The organism is Candidatus Methylomirabilis limnetica (genome assembly GCF_003044035.1).
Taxonomy (GTDB): domain Bacteria; phylum Methylomirabilota; class Methylomirabilia; order Methylomirabilales; family Methylomirabilaceae; genus Methylomirabilis; species Methylomirabilis limnetica.
In genome coordinates, this window is sequence record NZ_NVQC01000009.1 from 119,423 (window position 1) to 136,581 (window position 17,159).

17 protein-coding genes are annotated in these 17,159 nt (G+C 58.0%); 13 read left to right on the forward strand and 4 right to left on the reverse strand.

Annotated features, from left to right (window positions below):
* Nucleotides 1-6: 6 nt before the first annotated feature.
* Together CLG94_RS13510 and CLG94_RS01735 are read right to left on the reverse strand one after the other, a co-directional pair.
* Entirely contained in the window at nucleotides 7-507 is a 501-nt protein-coding gene (locus CLG94_RS13510; RefSeq protein WP_320414603.1) for a TlpA family protein disulfide reductase, read from the reverse strand.
* A gap of 100 nt (nucleotides 508-607) precedes the next feature.
* Complete coding sequence (locus CLG94_RS01735) at nucleotides 608-2,053, reverse strand: menaquinone biosynthesis decarboxylase (protein WP_107561215.1); 1,446 nt, start codon at nucleotides 2,051-2,053, stop codon at nucleotides 608-610.
* Nucleotides 2,054-2,389: 336 nt separating this feature from the next.
* Here CLG94_RS01735 and CLG94_RS01740 point away from each other — a divergent pair, with 336 nt between their 5' ends.
* Both CLG94_RS01740 and CLG94_RS01745 read left to right on the forward strand, forming a co-directional pair.
* Nucleotides 2,390-2,647: a ribbon-helix-helix domain-containing protein gene (locus tag CLG94_RS01740; RefSeq protein WP_107561173.1), complete on the forward strand. Its 258-nt coding sequence runs from the start codon at nucleotides 2,390-2,392 to the stop codon at nucleotides 2,645-2,647.
* Nucleotides 2,648-2,911: 264 nt separating this feature from the next.
* Entirely contained in the window at nucleotides 2,912-3,646 is a 735-nt protein-coding gene (locus tag CLG94_RS01745) for a (5-formylfuran-3-yl)methyl phosphate synthase (protein ID WP_161953964.1), read from the forward strand.
* Here the strand turns inward: CLG94_RS01745 and CLG94_RS01750 are convergent.
* Nucleotides 3,618-4,331, reverse strand: a complete 714-nt coding sequence (locus tag CLG94_RS01750; RefSeq protein WP_107561175.1) for an amino acid kinase family protein — start codon at nucleotides 4,329-4,331, stop codon at nucleotides 3,618-3,620. The two genes, CLG94_RS01745 and CLG94_RS01750, sit on opposite strands and share 29 nt — an antisense overlap.
* A 549-nt stretch (nucleotides 4,332-4,880) precedes the next feature.
* Here CLG94_RS01750 and CLG94_RS01760 point away from each other — a divergent pair.
* The 6 genes from CLG94_RS01760 to CLG94_RS01780 all read left to right on the forward strand — a co-directional run bounded on the left by CLG94_RS01760 (nucleotide 4,881) and on the right by CLG94_RS01780 (nucleotide 11,688).
* The gene (locus CLG94_RS01760; protein WP_107561177.1) at nucleotides 4,881-6,059 is read left to right on the forward strand and encodes a hypothetical protein; all 1,179 of its coding nucleotides are present in this window, start codon (nucleotides 4,881-4,883) and stop codon (nucleotides 6,057-6,059) included.
* 262 nt (nucleotides 6,060-6,321) lie between these two features.
* Nucleotides 6,322-7,119, forward strand: coding sequence for a hypothetical protein (locus CLG94_RS01765; protein ID WP_107561178.1), 798 nt, complete (start codon nucleotides 6,322-6,324; stop codon nucleotides 7,117-7,119).
* Between the two features lie 109 nt (nucleotides 7,120-7,228).
* Complete coding sequence (locus CLG94_RS13195; RefSeq protein ID WP_161953965.1) at nucleotides 7,229-7,381, forward strand: hypothetical protein; 153 nt, start codon at nucleotides 7,229-7,231, stop codon at nucleotides 7,379-7,381.
* An 831-nt stretch (nucleotides 7,382-8,212) separates the two neighbouring features.
* Complete coding sequence (locus tag CLG94_RS01770) at nucleotides 8,213-8,500, forward strand: type II toxin-antitoxin system Phd/YefM family antitoxin (protein WP_107561216.1); 288 nt, start codon at nucleotides 8,213-8,215, stop codon at nucleotides 8,498-8,500.
* 484 nt (nucleotides 8,501-8,984) lie between these two features.
* Complete coding sequence (katG, locus tag CLG94_RS01775; RefSeq protein ID WP_107561179.1) at nucleotides 8,985-11,180, forward strand: catalase/peroxidase HPI; 2,196 nt, start codon at nucleotides 8,985-8,987, stop codon at nucleotides 11,178-11,180.
* Between the two features lie 7 nt (nucleotides 11,181-11,187).
* The gene (locus tag CLG94_RS01780; protein ID WP_239993067.1) at nucleotides 11,188-11,688 is read left to right on the forward strand and encodes a P-loop nucleotide/nucleoside kinase family protein; all 501 of its coding nucleotides are present in this window, start codon (nucleotides 11,188-11,190) and stop codon (nucleotides 11,686-11,688) included.
* Between the two features lie 262 nt (nucleotides 11,689-11,950).
* On the opposite strand, the gene CLG94_RS01785 is transcribed toward CLG94_RS01780, so the two are convergent.
* Nucleotides 11,951-12,283, reverse strand: a complete 333-nt coding sequence (locus CLG94_RS01785; protein WP_107561180.1) for a hypothetical protein — start codon at nucleotides 12,281-12,283, stop codon at nucleotides 11,951-11,953.
* 20 nt (nucleotides 12,284-12,303) lie between these two features.
* On the opposite strand from CLG94_RS01785, the gene CLG94_RS01790 reads away from it, so the two are divergent.
* The 5 genes from CLG94_RS01790 to CLG94_RS13375 all read left to right on the forward strand — a co-directional run bounded on the left by CLG94_RS01790 (nucleotide 12,304) and on the right by CLG94_RS13375 (nucleotide 16,610).
* Nucleotides 12,304-14,829 (forward strand): tetratricopeptide repeat protein, encoded by a 2,526-nt coding sequence (locus CLG94_RS01790; protein WP_107561181.1) that lies wholly within the window; start codon nucleotides 12,304-12,306, stop codon nucleotides 14,827-14,829.
* 300 nt (nucleotides 14,830-15,129) lie between these two features.
* Nucleotides 15,130-15,324, forward strand: coding sequence for a type II toxin-antitoxin system VapB family antitoxin (locus tag CLG94_RS01795; protein ID WP_107561182.1), 195 nt, complete (start codon nucleotides 15,130-15,132; stop codon nucleotides 15,322-15,324).
* Nucleotides 15,321-15,716: a type II toxin-antitoxin system VapC family toxin gene (gene vapC, locus CLG94_RS01800; RefSeq protein ID WP_107561183.1), complete on the forward strand. Its 396-nt coding sequence runs from the start codon at nucleotides 15,321-15,323 to the stop codon at nucleotides 15,714-15,716. Before CLG94_RS01795 ends, vapC begins: the two co-directional genes overlap by 4 nt.
* Nucleotides 15,717-15,894: 178 nt before the next feature.
* The gene (locus CLG94_RS01805; RefSeq protein ID WP_107561184.1) at nucleotides 15,895-16,371 is read left to right on the forward strand and encodes a type II toxin-antitoxin system VapC family toxin; all 477 of its coding nucleotides are present in this window, start codon (nucleotides 15,895-15,897) and stop codon (nucleotides 16,369-16,371) included.
* A gap of 2 nt (nucleotides 16,372-16,373) precedes the next feature.
* Nucleotides 16,374-16,610 (forward strand): hypothetical protein, encoded by a 237-nt coding sequence (locus CLG94_RS13375; RefSeq protein WP_107561185.1) that lies wholly within the window; start codon nucleotides 16,374-16,376, stop codon nucleotides 16,608-16,610.
* The last annotated feature ends 549 nt before the right edge of the window (nucleotides 16,611-17,159 follow it).

Below are 17,159 nucleotides of genomic sequence, written 5' to 3' on the forward strand. Positions count from 1 at the left end.
TGCCTCTTACTTCCCTTTCTGATTGAGAAGGACATCGATAGACTTTTGAAACTCCTCCTCCGTCATTGCCCCGACCGAGCGTCCATATAAGCTCCCGTCTTTATTGACCATAATGGTGGTCGGCGTACCCTCGATTTGATAACGCCGGCCGATATCACCGGTGCTGTCGCGTCCTACGGGATAAGGAACCTTGTACTCTTCAACAAATTTCCGCGCGCTGGCTTCGTTATCCCAGGCGACGTTCACGCCCAGCATCACGAGGCCCTTGCCCTTATACTGCTGGTAGATCTTTGCCAGAACGGGAGCCTCCCGTTGACAGTGTGATCATGTGGAGTGGAAGAAATTGATCAGGACCGGCTTGCCGCGAAAGTCTTTTAGTGCGATGGACTTTCCATCCAGGAGCGGAAGCGTAAAGTCCGGGACAGGCGCAGCGTGGGCCGCCTGGGCAACTAATAGTGTGCCAATCAAGAGGGCTGCGTACATTGCTCGTCGTAGGGGATTGTTCATGTCTGATTCCTCCTAAATGTAGGGGCGCTGCTTGCTGCGCCCTCTTTGGGCAGGGCATACCCTGCCCCTACGCCAATAGCTGATCTCTGCCAGCTTCTCATCAACCCAACCCATACTCTTTCCATCGTTGGTCTACGAGGGCCTTGGTCTCGCGATCCATGACCTGTTCCTCCGGCCACTCGCGCGTGAATCCCTCCTCTTTCCACTTGCGTGTTCCGTCGATCCCCATCTTTGAGCCATACCGGGGCAGCCGACTGGCGTGATCCAGGGTTTCGACCGGGCCCATGACAAACTCGATATCGCGCTCCGGGTCGATATGGTTCAGGACCTTCCAGGTCACTTCGGCCGGATCGCGGACGTTCACATCCTTGTCCACGACGACGATCACCTTCGAAAACATCGCCTGGCCGAGGCCCCAGATCGCGTGCATGATCTTGCGCGCGTGGCCCGGGTAGGCTTTATCGATACTGACGATGACGAGGTTATGAAAGACCCCGGCGAACGGCATGTGAAAGTCCACGATTTCCGGTAACTGTTTTCTCAGGAGGGGGAGGGACATCCGTTCCACGGCAGTCCCCATGTGACAGTCTTCCATGGGTGGGCGGCCGACGATGGTGGTCTGATAAATCGGATCCCGGCGGTGGGTGACGGCCGTCAGGTGAAAGACGGGATAGTGGTCAGCAAGGGAGTAAAAGCCGGTGTGGTCGCCGAATGGCCCCTCCAGGCGCAGCTCATCCGGTTCGACGTACCCTTCCAGCACAATCTCGGCGTTGGCGGGAACCTCCAGATCGACGGTCTCGCACTGAACAAGCTCGACGGACCGCTTCCGCAGAAAGCCGGCGATGAGCATCTCATCAATCCCGTCGGGCGCCGGTATGACTGCCGACAGGGTGGTGGCCGGATCAGGCCCCAGGGCAACGGCGACCTCGGTACGGCGACCCAGCCGCCGGTTTTTCTCGTAGTGTCTGGCCCCGCCGTGATGGATGTGCCAGTGCATGCCTGCGGTCCGTTCGTCGAAGATCTGCATTCGATACATGCCGCAATTGCGCGTGCCGGTTTCGGGATCTTTGGTGAAGACCAAGGGCATTGTCACGAATCGGCCGCCATCCAGCGGCCAGCACTTGAGGGTCGGCAACGGGTCGAATGAGGGCTCTTTCGTGATGCGTACCTCCTTGCACGGGCCATCCTTCACCCGTTTGGGCAGGTAGCGGGCCATCTCCGCGAGCTTGGGCAACATCCGGAGCTTCTCAAAGAACCCTTCCGGGGGCTTGATCTCGGTGACGCTGTCCAGCTCACTGGCCAGATCGTCCAGCGAGGCGCGCTGCAACGCCAGGCACATCTGCTCCTCGGAGCCGAAGGCGTTGATCAGGACCGGCATCGATGAATCCTTGACCCGTTCGAAGAGCAGGGCCGGTCCGAACCGCTTGCTGACTCGATCAGTGATTTCGGTAATCTCGAGAATCGGATCGACCTGGGTCTTGATCCGCTTCAGCAGTCCCCGCTGCTCCAGCGCCGCGATAAAGGCCCGCAGATCCTCGTATGCCATCATAACTCCAAGCGGTGAGCTGTCAGCGCTCAGCAATTGGTGTAGGGGCAGGGCTTGCCCTGCCCAAAGAGGGCGCAGCAAGCAGCGCCCATACGCGGCTGATAGCTGCACTATTGAACGCTGCCACTATAGCGGAGGGAGGTGAGGTCGGCAAGCAAAAATGGGTCAACAGAAAAGGCAATCGCCGCAGACCGATGGCGCCTCCTCGCGCATCTTAGAATGGTGGGTACGGTATGGAGTCGAGGTGTGAGTAAATCTGTCCCTTTTTCGATAGATTCCACTTGACCGATCAGATTGTACTGTAGATGATGATGTATATTCGAGAAAGGCAGAGTCATGCCCCGTAAAGTGCGAAAACAAATCTATCTTGATCCCCACCATGCGCAGCTCTTGAAGCAGTTGGCGCGTGATCTCGGGGTGTCGGAAGCGGCGCTCATTCGGCAGGCCGTGGACCAACAGGCGGCCCACCTTACACCCCTCCGCCGCGACCCAGCCGCCTGGCAGCAAGAGCGGGCCTTTATTGAACGCCTCATCCAGGATGGCACCGTCCCTGGCAGACGGACCTGGAAACGGGATGATCTCCATGAGCGGTGAGGTCTTGGTCGATCGAACGTACTTGCCTACGCCTACGACCGACCCTCGGAGCGCGCCAAGCAGCGCCTAGCCCTAGCCGTGCTGGACCTCTTGGCGGGTACGCAGCGCGGGGTCCTGACGACTCAGGTCTTCGAAGGGGTGTGAGCAGTTAATCCGGCCGCGTTCCGTAAAGCGCTCACAACGCTTTTCTTCCTTGACACTTCCTGGCGCTTTCCGATACAAGACAACGGTCACACGTGAATGCAGAGTTCTGGGAGAAGCGCGATGAAGCTCATGATCAGTGTGCGGGACGAGCAAGAGGCGGTAGCCGCTTTGGCCGGTGGAGCCGATATCATCGATGTCAAGAATCCGGCCGAGGGATCGCTGGGCGCCGGGCGACCGGAGACCATCGCAGCGATCGTAAGGGCGGTCCAGGCCGCCGCCCCTGTCAGCGCATCGATCGGCGACGTCCCGAATCTTCCAGGAACCGTGGCGCTAGCCGGCCTGGGGGCGGCCACCTGCGGTGTTCGACTCGTCAAGGTGGGATTGCTGGGGACCAGGACAGGAGCAGAGGCGGCCAACCTGCTCGATGCCGTCAGTGGCGCATTGCGGATGGCGAACGGTACAGTGGGTCTGGTAGCTTGCGCCTACGCCGATGCCGCCCTTGTTGGTTCGCTCGATCCGCTTGAGCTTCCTGAGGCCGCCGCCCCCTTTGCCGAAGGGTGCCTCATCGATACCGCCATCAAAGATGGGCGAACCCTTTTCCAGTGCCTTCCGGAGGCGACCATCACCCGCTTCATTCAGCAGTGCCACGATCGGGGGCTCTTCTGCGCCCTGGCGGGCTCCCTGCAGCAGGCAGATATCCTCAGAGCCCTAGCGCTCGGCGCCGACATCGTCGGCGTACGAACCGCAGCCTGCGAGGGAGGACAGCGAAGCGGCTCTATTTCCACGAAGTTGGTGGAACGCCTGAAAGCGAGTCTCTCTTCGCACCTCAAATCCCCCTGTGTCCCCCTTTTGTAAAGGGGGGGTGGGGGGATTTCGTACCTCGCGTAACCACGCACGTTCCCACTGTCCTCCTGCATTCCAGCCACTCCTTGACACGAGTAGGTCGCGCCCCATTGATGATCCAGCAACAGCCAATCCCGTTCAGCCACCTGGCAAACTCGCGATCCACGCCGCTGTAACGCGGGAGGCGTGAGCGCGCGACGCGCGGAAGCAGGGGGGCGAACGGGTCGACCTTCGGATCCCGCGCAAAGATCCCATCCACATGCTTCAGCAGCAGCAAGGCATCCGCCCCAACACGTCCGGCGATATAGGCGGCGATCGAATCCGAGGTGACACCCCAAGAATGCGCAAAGGGATCGTGGCGAGCAAGGGATCGGGAGGGGAGGTAGACCGGAAGTTGGCCGCACCGGATCACCTCCATGACCTGGTTCAGGCTGGAGGCCGGAGCAGCCTGTGAGGCGAGGTCACAAAGCTCAAGACCATACTGATCCATCGCCAGGATAGCCATCCGGTGCGCGGCGCTTTCAGTGAGCCGTAATCGGCGATACTCTGCCCGCACCAGATCGGCAAATACCCCGCCACCCGGAATCACCAACACGTTGGTAGCGCCCTTCCACCGCGCAATGGAATCGAGCAGCTTCCCCAGACCGCGCGACCGGCCGAGACTCCCGCCCACCTTGATGACGACGTCGATCTTCATGATTCAGCTCTCAGCCCTTCAGCCGTGGCTGACCGCTGATGGTTGATGACCGTTAGGAGCACTCGGTCGAGGTGAGAATACCTGACATGCATCAGAAATCCAACGGGCGAGATATACCGGAGCCACTTCCTGTAATCGGCGCGGAGAGAGAAAGGACCCGCCTTTTTTCCAGGTCGGTGTCAAAGTGTTTTAAAATATTTGGCGGAATACTCAGCATATGACAGCGAACCAACAGTGACTAATCCGCGGACCGCATAGTAGGCGTTTCATATTGGATATTCCGTGCATTGCCTATTAATCATGTGCTAAATGTAATGAAACCTTATCGTTTACGTCAAGTTGTTGTTTCGTCTTGACCGTGTAGAATCATCTGTGCTGTACTTATCCGTCCATCTAATAATTGGTTCTCCCTTCGCGTCGCTCAGGGAGAACGCGGAGCTGAGCCGGTACCTCTTCCCGCCGCTCCGCTCCAGGAGAACCAGAGGCACGAAACCGACCACTACGCGGCGGCTCAGCCCCGCGTTAAATAATAGTCCGGCGTGGTGCAACATGGATGAGCTTCTTATTATACTTGGGTCTGGCGCTACTGCTGCCATAAGCGAGGGAACTTTGCCTGTCGGTAAAGATTTCTTTTCGTCTCGCAATTCTACTTGGTCTTCTAACAGTGCAGACTATCCTCACCTGGCTGCAGCTTGTCAAGAAGTCGCAGCCCTCAAGAGCTATTTTGGGGATCTGAATCCTGTATCCCTCACCGACGTATGGTTGTTCTTGGACACCGTGCTCAAGTATCACTCAGCAACAAGACAGAACAAGGACTATGACTATGACTTACTCAGGATCCGCTATGACAAAATGGGCAAGGATGTTCCCATCTATCTCCAACTGGGCCATCTCAATGCCGCCTATTCTAGGCTCAGTGCTGGCATGCATCCTCTATTCTCACCGTTGCGTAAGAGGATATACGACACGCTCCCACAGGATGACGCAGTTGTCTACTTCCTCGTCGTTGCTGGCTGGGAGTTGAAGCACTTACTCTACAGAACTTACGATCCAAGAGAAGCACCGTCAGGGATAGAACTGTATCGGCGCCTACTGGCGGAATTACAGGACTTGAAGGGTCACGCGGTTATCAGCTTCAACTACGATATATTCTTCGAAATGTCATGCAGTAAGCCATTGCATCTTCTCGCGGAGGATCAAACTGCGGAAGGCGAAGGTGCAATAGACTTCTGTAAACCTCACGGGGGCTGGAACATCCGACATGTCGACAACTGCATTATGCCCTTCTGTAGCTTAACCAGGTTCGTCGAGGACACATCTTTTGACAAGCTACCAGACCGTGAGGAGAGACCAGCTATGATACCCTATTTTTCTTATCCTGACGAGATCGAGATACAGCACCGTGACCAATATCCACAGGTTGGGCAGTTCTTTCGTGACCAGCATCACAAAATGAAGAAACTGTTTCAGAACGCGAAGAATGTGGTCTCCATAGGCTATTCATTCTCAAAAGATGACAGACACGTGAGAAGTATCGTGGAGAAAGATCTACCGAGTAGCTTTGGCCGAGGCAAGAGAATGTTCTGCGCATTGAGAGGGAGTTCCTATAGAAAAGATATCATGGATCTCTGGAAGTTTGACGAGGAGGACGGCAAGACATTCAGTTACTATGGAAGCGGTTTCGAAAATACATGCATTGATAAGATCAAGACCTTCCTCAAGTATTAGGATTTGCCGGAGTGCATATCTAGCCAGTCGTTCCAGACCGAATTTGACTCGCAGGCTCGCCAAATCGGCTGAACTTGGTCATTAGGCGGCAGTAGGCCGATGGGTATGTGATTCGGAGCGTTGCCCCCGTCAGGGAAGCAGGCCAGGATCCCGTTGAGTTCGGCGCCGAAGCGACCATCTGGAGGCTCCCTGGAAGCCGCACGTGAGGCGCCAGAGTGTAGGACGGTGGGTCTAGCCATGTATCCAGTACCGGGACATCATCGTGGGAGACATTATTAAAATGAAAGGCAATTCGCCTCTCCGCCTTTTGGTCTCTCTCGTAGTTCTGGTGATCGGCGGTTGCAGCACGGTTTCCGTTCAACCGCCGTTAGGATCATCTACCGAACAAAAGCAGCACAAAGAGCGGTCCAACAATTACGAGATTGGCCGCGAGCAAGTGGCAAGCATCGGTGAGGCAGTCATCAGAGTTAAGGAATTCGAAGTCTTTGAAACCAGAGCTATCGATAGTGATCGCGTTGCCCCCGACAGAAATTTCGATGGCGTGTGTGAGCTTCCCGGACCCGACCTCAGGTTTCGCGGTACCAAAGACAAGCCGTTTCCGATTGCCGGTACGACACAAGCTAACAATGCGACGTATCGAATTATTGTGGTTGCAAGGAACCTGTCAGGTGAGTCTATCGGGGTGGCGTTGAACGCTGATTCTGGCGTGGCAGCCGGTCCGTGTGCCCATCGAACTCTTCTCGGGTGGCGATTAGTAGGCACAGCAAAGTTTTTATCGGCTGGTGGCCCACCGATTTTCTCGACCCCTACAAGGATTACACGCATCGTCGGGCAAATGGCTGGGCCGGACAACTTTGAATTGGTTTACTTAGGCATTACGAGACAATCGATGTCCCTTCTGTATCGAGAGTATACCGATCAGGATTTCGCACGACCGGCGTTTTCGCAGACGCTAAACTATGACCTATCGGACTCTGATGTGATTGCGTTTCGTAAGCTTCGTATCCGAGTAATTAAAGCTGGCAATCAAGACATCCGGTATGTTGTTACAGCGAACTAGTGACCCTAAAACAGCGATAGGAATAACGCAAAAACCTTATGGGCCGCTCTGGGAGCGGATATAAAGGGGTGTGCTCGACACAGTCCCTTTAACCCACAAGGTGAGACCCATGATACGACAGACGGTGTTCCCTTTCAAGCTGCAACGGAGCGACGAGACCTTGACCGCCCACGGAGGTTTGGCCCTGCTGGCCGAGTATAACCACAGTCTGGGGCTGCGGACCCTGGCTGATCGGCATCTGCCCAGTCCTAGAGAAAAATAGGGACAGACACTATTTATCGTGGTGATTCGTGGCGTGTACGGTCATGATCGTGCATTCCACGGATTACTCGAATCGTTGTACCCGGCCACCCGTATCATGTGACGCGAAAATAGGGACAGACACTATTATCGTGACGATTCGTGGTGTTCGCGGTCATGATCGTGCAGGCCACGGATTGCTCGAATCGTTGCACATGGCCACCCGTATCATGTGACGCAACGAGGGAATTATCGCTAGGCGGCCTTTCGGCACGACAGCGATTCGAAAAATAGGGACAGACACTATTATCGTGACAATTCGTGGTGCTCGTGGTCATTATCGTACATGTCATGGATTGCTGGAATGGTTGCACCAAGCCACCCGTATCATGTGACGCAACGAGGGAATTATCACCAGACGGTTTTTCGGAACGACAGCGATTCGTAGGCACACGATGACAGAGCGACCACTGGGAAGAGATGGGTTCATCTGGGAGGTGCGCAGGAAACTGGGACGAGTAATACGCGTGTTGCAGAGGGGAAGGCCAAGACAGGACCTCAACGAATAGTGTCTGTCCTTATACCCTACCCATCCGGCGAGGTGTCAGACTGCGTGTCCGGCATCTGGGATGAACTCGCGGCTGGCGCGCCAGGAGAAGACGCTCCGGCCGGGGTGCGCCTACCACCCTGACTGAATCTGCCGAACCGCCGTATACGTGATCCGTATGTACGGTGGCGTGGGAGGGGGGAGGCCGTGAGGCCCCTCCCTATCCCGATTGGTTTTTACGCAGATTGACAACGATTGAAGATTCAGGCCATATTTGGTACCACTAATGGACTGGAGGTTATCATAATGAAAATTAAAGAAGACATTAAACCCATTTCTTATTTGAAGTCTCGGTCTGCTGATTTAATATCCCAAATTAACGAAACTCGTAGGCCAGTGATAATTACTCAGAATGGTGAACCTCGTGCAGTTATTCAGGACGCGGAGTCCTATGAAAAAACAATCAATTCTCTAAACTTAATGAGAATATTGGCGCATGGAGAGAAAGCCATCCAAAAAGGGGACACCATCAAACAAGAAGACCTTTTTAAGCGAATTGATGAAACCTTAATGAAAAGGAAGACACATCAATAGACCATGAAAAGATTCGGGGTTGAGTGGGCTCAGCCAGCGAGTAATATAGAAATAGGCAAGGGAAATAGGGACAGACACTATTATTGTGCATGAATCGGTGTTCCAGAGGGCCGTCAAAGAGGCAAGGCTCAGGGCTGGCATAGAAAATATGGACAGCGACTATTTGTTTGGATTTGCCTGCATCGGCTGATAACCAGGGCATCAACTCGGACACGGCTTCGCCGCGTCGGTTATGCCCGCCGTTCTCCCTTCGCTTCGCTCATGGAGAACGCGGGGCTGAGCCGGTGCCCCTTCCCTCCGCTCCGCTACGGGAGAACCAGGGGCACGAAACCGACCGCTTCGCGGCGGCTCAGCCCCGCGTTAGCTGACTTGTGCGATTGCTTCGCGATCACAGTTCGTTCTGGTTAGACAAAGTGATTCAGAAAATGGAATGTTTCATTCCACGCAGCCGTAGAGTTCAAGGACACAGGAAAGGGAGGCAAACATGAAAAGGAAGGTCAGAGACGAGAGCGCGGGCAAGTGCCCGTTCAACCACATCGCCGGCGTCGGCCGGACGAACCGCGACTGGTGGCCGAACCAGCTGCGGCTGGAGCTGCTGCACCAGCATTCCGCGAAGTCCGACCCGATGGGCAAGGGTCTCAACTACGCGAAGGAATTCAAGAGCCTCGACTACAAGGCGCTGAAGAAGGACTTGGTCAAGCTGATGACCGACTCGCAGGACTGGTGGCCGGCGGACTTCGGCCATTACGGTCCGCAATTCATCCGCATGTCCTGGCACGCCGCCGGGACTTACCGCATCACCGACGGCCGCGGCGGCGGCGGCCGGGGCCAACAGCGCTTCGCCCCGCTCAACAGCTGGCCCGACAACGTCAACATCGACAAGTCGCGCCGCCTGCTGTGGTCGATCAAGCAGAAGTACGGCAGGAAGATCTCCTGGGCCGACCTGATCATCCTCGCCGGCAATGTCGCGCTGGAGTCGATGGGCTTCAGGACCTTCGGCTTCGGCGGCGGCCGTGCGGACGTATGGGAGCCGGACGCGGACGTGAACTGGGGTGAGGAGATCGCGTGGCTGGGCGCCGACAAGCGCTTCAGCGGCGACCGCCAGCTGGATCAGCCGTTCGGCGCCACCCACATGGGCCTGATCTACGTCAACCCGGAAGGCCCGAACGCGAGCGGCGACTACATGGCCGCCGCCAAGGACATCCGCGCCACCTTCGGCCGCATGGCGATGAACGACGAGGAGACCGTCGCCCTGATCGCCGGCGGCCACACCTTCGGCAAGGCCCATGGCGCCGCCCCGGAATCCCATAAGGGTCCGGATCCGGAAGGCGCGCCGCTGGAAGCGCAGGGCCTGGGCTGGATGAGCGACTACTGCATGGGGCATGGCGCCGACACGATTTCGAGCGGCATCGAAGTGACCTGGACCAAGACCCCGGCGCTGTGGAGCAACAACTTCTTCGAGAACCTGTTCAAGTACGAATGGGAGCTGACCAAGTCGCCGGCCGGCGCCAAGCAGTGGGTGGCCAAGAACGCCCCGGAGATCATTCCCGACGCGCACATCCCGGGCAAGTTCCACAAGCCGACCATGCTGACCACGGACCTGACGCTGCGCTTCGATCCGGAATTCGGCGAGATCTCGCGCCGGTTCTACGAGGACCCGCAGGCCTTCGCCGATGCCTTCGCGCGCGCCTGGTTCAAGCTGACGCACCGCGACATGGGCTCGCGCGCCCGCTACCTCGGGCCGGAAGTGCCGAAGGAAGAGCTGATCTGGCAGGACCCGATCCCCGCGGTCAACCACAAGCTGATCGGCGAGAAGGAGATCGCCGACCTCAAGAAGAAGATCCTCGCCTCGAAGCTGTCGGTGTCGCAGCTCGTGTCGACGGCCTGGGCGTCGGCGTCCACCTTCCGCGGCTCCGACAAGCGCGGCGGCGCCAATGGCGCGCGCATCCGGCTCGCCCCGCAGAAGGACTGGGCCGTGAACCAGCCGGCGCAACTGGCGAAGGTGCTGAAGGCGCACGAGGGCATCCAGGCCGACTTCAACAAGAAGGCGAAGGGCGGCAAGAAAGTGTCGCTCGCCGACCTGATCGTGCTCGCGGGCTGCGCGGGCGTCGAGCAGGCCGCGAAGAAGGTCGGCGTCTCCGTGAAGGTGCCCTTCAAGCCCGGACGCATGGACGCGAGGCAGGACCAGACGGACGCCGAGTCCTTCGCCGTGCTCGAGCCGATCGCCGACGGCTTCCGCAACTACCTGAAGGGCAAGTTCGAGGTCTCCGCCGAGCAGCTGCTGGTCGACAGGGCGCAGCTCCTGACGCTCACGGCGCCCGAGATGACGGTCCTCGTCGGCGGCATGCGCATGCTGGGGACCAACGTCGGTGGCGCGAAGCACGGGGTTTTCACCTCCAAGCCCGAGACGCTGACCAACGACTTCTTCATCAACCTGCTCGACATGGGCACCGAATGGAAGCCGGTCTCTGGCGCCGAGGACGTGTTCGAAGGGCGCGACCGCAAGACGGGCAAGGTGAAGTGGACCGGCACGCGCATTGATCTCGTCTTCGGTTCGAACTCGCAGCTGCGGGCCCTCGCCGAGGTCTATGCAAGCGACGACGCGAAGGAGAAGTTCGTGCAGGACTTCGTGGCTGCGTGGACCAAGGTGATGAATCTGGACCGCTTAGACCTCGCGTGAGCGTGGTATGAGCGTTTTCGAGGGCTTCACAGGACGGCAGAAGCGGTCAGCTAACAGCCGGTTCCAGCGGACGGCGCTGCGCGCCGCCGCTGAACCGGAACGTTGGGCGGCGTGCGGGCATCTGCCTGAGCCGAATGGGAGAACCGTCATCCCGACACTCCACCTGATGTGTGGCCTTCCGTGCTCGGGGAAGACAACGCTTGCAAGGCAACTGGCGTCCACGCATCGTGCGGTCCGGCTAACGCCAGACGAGTGGCACACGCGCCTGTTTGGCCAAGATGCGGATTCACCCGAGCACGATGTTCGGCACAGCGTCGTAGAGTCGCTCCAGTGGGAGGTCGCCGTCCAGGTGCTTTACCAGAACGTAGACGTGATTCTGGACTTCGGATTCTGGAGCAAGAGCGAGAGGGAAGACTACCGATCGAGAGGGGATGAGATCGGAGCAGAGATGCGCATTCACTACCTGAATGTGCCCGAGAAAAATAGGGACAGACACTATTTATCGTGACAATTCGTGGTGTTGACGGTCATGATCGTGCATGCCACGGATTACCCGAACCGTTGCATCCGGCCACCCGTAGTCTGTGAGGCAACGGGTGAATGATCGCCAGGCGATCTTTCGAAACGATAGCGATTCGAATGCGTAAGATGACATAGCGGCCACTGCAAATAGACGGGGTCATCTGGGAGGTGCGCAGGAAACTGGATGAGTAATACACGTGTTGCAGAGGGGAGCACCAAGAAAGGATTTCAATAAATAGTGTCTGCCCCTATATCCGAACGGTGGCGTTGCCGCTCCGCTGCGGCGGAATGGCAACGCCGAGCGGATCAAGGATCCGCTGGCTGGCCTCCACTTCGCTACGGTCAACCAGCGGATCTAGTGGACTACAGCTCAGCCGAGCAAGCTCGGCTCCGCTTCCGCCGCTCATCCGCGCGGTATTAGGCCGATTTTTAGTTGAAAGGAGCGATCCATGAACCGTCAGTTCCCAATTCTTTCCGCCCTCTCGGTTGTTCCTCGAGCCCTTGGATGGCTCGTGCTCGCCGGTGGGGTTGAGTGGGGTTGGAAGTTCCTCTCTCCCCCTTGCCGGCGTCTCCGTAGTCATCGCCGCGGATGAAATCGCCTATGGTTAGAACCATCGAATGTTCGCGCCGATTCCTCTGGCACGGTGCCTGCTTCTTCTCGGGCATGGACCGAATCGCGCTCACCATCGCAATCGTCGTCGCTGCTCTCGGATCGGCGCACGCGACACCGCCCGTCGTCCCCGAGCCCGCGCCGATGTGCGTCGAGAACCCGCTCGAAGGCATGGAGCGGCCGCTCCGCGATACCTCCGAGTGCCCGAGCTTAGCGGCGACGGTCCGCACGATCCGCGCGGTCGCCGCCGAGTTCTTCAAGGACTGCTCGCTCGATCGCCCCGAGGTCGGGAGGAAATACTCGGAGATCGCCTCGCGCTACGTCGGCATGCCGCCGCAGACGGGTCTGCCAATGATGGTCGCCGAGTTCGCCTCCGAGGTCGGCAGTGACGGAACGCGCTGCGCGATCCGCGCCGTCGTCAAGGAGGGGTTGCCGGTCAGCAGCGAGACGCGGGAGCAGCTCGTATCGGTCGTCAACGGGTTCTTCGAGGCGCAGGACGTCAAGGATCTCTTCGAAGACATCGCCGAGAGCGCGCCGCTGACCGCGGCCGCCAACTTAAAGCGCGACGAGCTCTCCAGGAAGTTCGCCAACGAGCTGAACGACCGGGTCGCGGCGTCCGAGGAGCTCCGCGGGAACGCCAACGATTTTCAGTCGCTGAGAGCGAAGGTCATCTGGGCTATCACGGACGATTCGGCCCGGGCGCGTGCCGCACTCGGCGCGGTCGAGGAGTCGCTCGTTACGTGCAGGGTCGTGGAGGCGGCCAAGAGCCTCTCCGAAGCCGTAGCGGCCGGCCAGCGCGCCTTGCAAGGCGCGCGGCGCGAGATCCGTGCTTCCGAGAGGGCCGCGGAATGCGCGGAGATCAACCTTCGACTACAGTACGGCGAGGCCTGGAACCTACAACAAGCGGTCATCGCCGGACCGACGCTCGACCAGTATCGGAGCGTCGTGGCTGCGATCCAGAGGTTGAAGCAGGACGAAAAGGCGCTCGACGCGTTGCTGCGGCGAGCGGGCGAGAGCTGTCTGCGATTGAAGCAGCAGGTCGGGGTCCGCGACCGGCTGGTCGCCCACCATACCGCCGCGAAGGCCCGCGCCATGGCTGCGATCGACGGACGCGCCTGCGACGGCTCGGGGATCGAGGAGGCCGCCGCCACGTTGCGCACTCTGGAAGGCGCCACCTGCGGCAACCAGGCGAAGCCCGCGGCCAACGAGGTTCTGACCAGGCGCGCGGTGCTCCGCGACGAGCTGCGGCAGAGCGGCGAGTGCAGCGCGGCGGCGGGCGTGGGTGCGGGCGAGTTCCAGGGCCCGTGGCAATGCCCGCAGCGAGGCACGCTCATGCTCCAGGGAAGCGCAACCGGGGTCAGCGGGTCGGTGAGCGGCCGCCCAGGCGAGCACTGGGGGACGGGCCAACGTGAGGGAGGGCGGATCGGCGGAACCGTGGAGGGCCGCACGCTTCGCTTGACGATGGAATCTGGCGACGGGACCACGAGCCGCATGACGGCGACGTTGTCAATGGACGGGCGCACGATGTCCGGCCCTTGGGAGTGGTTCCGCGGCCCCGCCCGATTGGACGGTGGCACGTGGAGCTGTCAGCGGCCGGCGGGTTACGCCGGCGGAGGGACTGCTGCGGGGAGAGAGACGGCTTCGCGCAGGACCGCTCGGGTGCCCGATATGGTCATTCCCGTCGCGGGGCACGTTGCCAGAACCGGCGGCGGAACCGATCCGTATCAGACGCTCACCGTGCGCGCCCACATCGAGCCCGAGCGGATCTCGTGGATCGCATGGAATGACCGACGCGACGTCTCGCTCGTCGTCGCGTCGCGGCCGAACCAGAAGCTGCTAGGTCCAGGGGGCTTCGGAACCGACGACTACATCGATCTGACCGTCACGGACCCGTTGGGACGCTCGATGACCGTCAAGATGGATCAGAACGACAAGTACGGCGCATCCTACGGGCCACAGAATCTCATCCTCGGATCTCGCGCCAACGCGCCCGCCGCCTACCGCAAGATCCCGTTCGGCCCGACGGCGGGCCAGGAGCTGTTCTTCGACCAGGACGGGGCCTTCAACTCGCTGTTCACGAAGGCGGGTCAGTACACGTTCACGTTCGCGTTTCGAGACAACGAGGGGGGCAGGACGGGGTATGGGCACACGAGCATCTTCCTCATCATCGCCGCCAGGCAGTCGGCACTCGAAGGCACCGCGGCGAGCGGCGCTCCGGTCGCGCCGGGTTCGAAGAGTCTCTCGTTTGGCGGACGCGTGCTCGACGTGAGGTACGAGCGCCAGACCGATGAGCGAGGCGTACCGATCGATCTCTACTTCTACCGCACGGCAGCGCCCCCGGGCGTTCCCGCACCCGCCGGCGAGGCCCAGTGGAGCCGCTTCGTGCGCGTTCCGGCGGACGGGGGCGACTCGAGCGAGCCGGCGGTCTGGTGGCACTCGCGCTGGGAATTCGGTCCAAACGGCTGGACGTCGATGGGCGAGAAGGACGTCGCGCCGCCGCAAGCGGTGACGCCGTAAACAGCGTAAAAATAAAAATAAAATAGGAAAAATAGGAATAATAGGGACAGACACTATTTATCGTGAATGACTCGATGATCCAGAAGGCCGTCAAGGAGGCAAGGCTCAGGGCTGGCATGGAAAATAGGGACAGCGACTATTTGTTTAGATTTGCCTGCATCGGCTGATAACCAGGACATCAACTCGGACACGGCTTCGCCACGCCGGTTATGCCCGCCGTTATGCGCCTTAAAAATAAATCCTTCAAATAATCCAATGAATGTGTATGATATAGTTATATATACACATAGGAGGTAAGGTATGAGAACGAATGTAGTCATAGATGACGATCTGATGGAATCCGCCCTCAAGGTGTCCGGCCTCAGAACAAAAAAGGATGCCATAGAAGAGGGGTTGAAACTGTTGGTGCAAGTCAAACGCCAGAAAGAAATTAAGCGGTTTCGAGGAAAACTCAAATGGTCTGGTAATCTCGACGAGATGAGGTTAGACAAATGATTCTCGTTGATTCGTCCGTCTGGATCGACTACTTCAACGGCAATAAAACGTCTCAGACGGACTGGCTGGACTCTTCACTTGGAAATACACCCATCATCATAGGTGATCTTATCCTAACCGAAGTTCTTCAGGGATTTCAGAACGATAAAGACTTTAAGACAGCCAGGGATATTCTCTTAGGTATCCCATTTATGTCGATGGGAGGACAGGTATTAGCCCTAGAGAGCGCCATGAACTATAGATTGTTGAGGAGAAAAGGCGTGACGGTAAGGAAGACCATAGACGTCATGATTGGAACTTTCTGTATCCACCACCAGCAAACATTGTTGCATGATGACAGGGATTTCGATCCGATAGTTAAGTTCTTAGGCCTGAAGACAATAGTCACATAACCAATCAAACCACCGGACCCTCGTTCCTCGTGCCGGTGATCTTTTCGTTGGCTCGTAAAATGAATACTGTGGAGAAAAACAAATATGCAGGCACAAAACGAAACATTATCTGAGAGTGCCGCTGAAGGGCGCGTCTCTCAGCGTCGTACTCCAGAACCGTAACTAACGGAGGTGACACTTGAAAAATAGGGTTTATATCGAAACTTCGGTTATTAGTTATCTCACGGCACGCCCAAGCAACGACATCCGTGCAATAGCCAATCAGAATGTCACCATCGAGTGGTGGGAGACGCAGCGGCTCAATTTCGATTTATTCATATCGGAGTTTGTCGTTGCTGAAGTAAGTCTTGGGCATCCTGACGCCGTAAAGCGACGTCTTGAGGCAATCGCCGACATTATGGAGCTGGAAGCAACAGAAGAGGTCCGGGTGCCGGGCCAGGAACTTATCCGGCGCAACGTTTTGCCCGCAAATGCCGAAATTGACGCTTATCATGTGGCTATTGCTACCGTGAACGGCATCGAATATCTTCTGACCTGGAATTGCACTCATATTGCTAATGCTCATACACGGCCAAAGATTGAGGCCACCTGTCGGGCGCTTGGTTACGAGCCGCCCATCATCTGCACACCGCAAGAACTAACGGAGGAGGTTTAGCTATGTGGCAAGACCCTATCGTCAAGGAGACGCGTACACTTAGAGAAGAATACGCCAATCAGTTCGATCACAATGCTGACGCGATATTTCAAGACATTTTGCGAAGGCAAGCCGCATCTGGTAAAAAACTGGTTTCTTTCAAGCATCGCAAACCTGTGCCATCGAAAATTGCAGCAAAACAGGAAAGACCAGTTTCAAGCTTACACACTTCAACGGCTGCAATAAAACAGAGCAAATGAGCGAACGTCCAACCAGCGGCTCGACACCGACCGGGCTTCGCCCGGGCAGCTCAGCCCGCCGTGTGTGCCGGGCATGGCACAGAACTGACGGGGTGCAAGTCCCCGTGCCAGGTTTAAGCAGAGCCGAAGGCTAGGAGAAGGGCAAGAGCCTGCCCCGGACTCGATCCGGGGGCGTCATCGTGAGGTGGGAAAATAGGGACAGACGCTATATATTGTGACGAGTCGTGGTGTTTACCGTCATGACCCGCGCCTTGCTACGGATTACCTGAACCGTTGTACCCGGCCACCCGTATCATGTGATGCAACGAGGGAATGATCACCAGGCGGTCTTTCGGCACGACAGCGATTCGAAGGCACACGATGACAGAGCGGCCACTACGAAGAGACGGGTTCATCTGGGATGTGCGCAGGAAACTGGACGAGTAATACACATGTTGCAGAGGGGAACACTAAGAAAGGATCTCAATAAAGAGTGTCTGTCCCTATACCCAGCCGGCGAGGTACCAGACTGCGTGCCCGGCATCTGGGATGAACTCGCGGCTGGCGCGC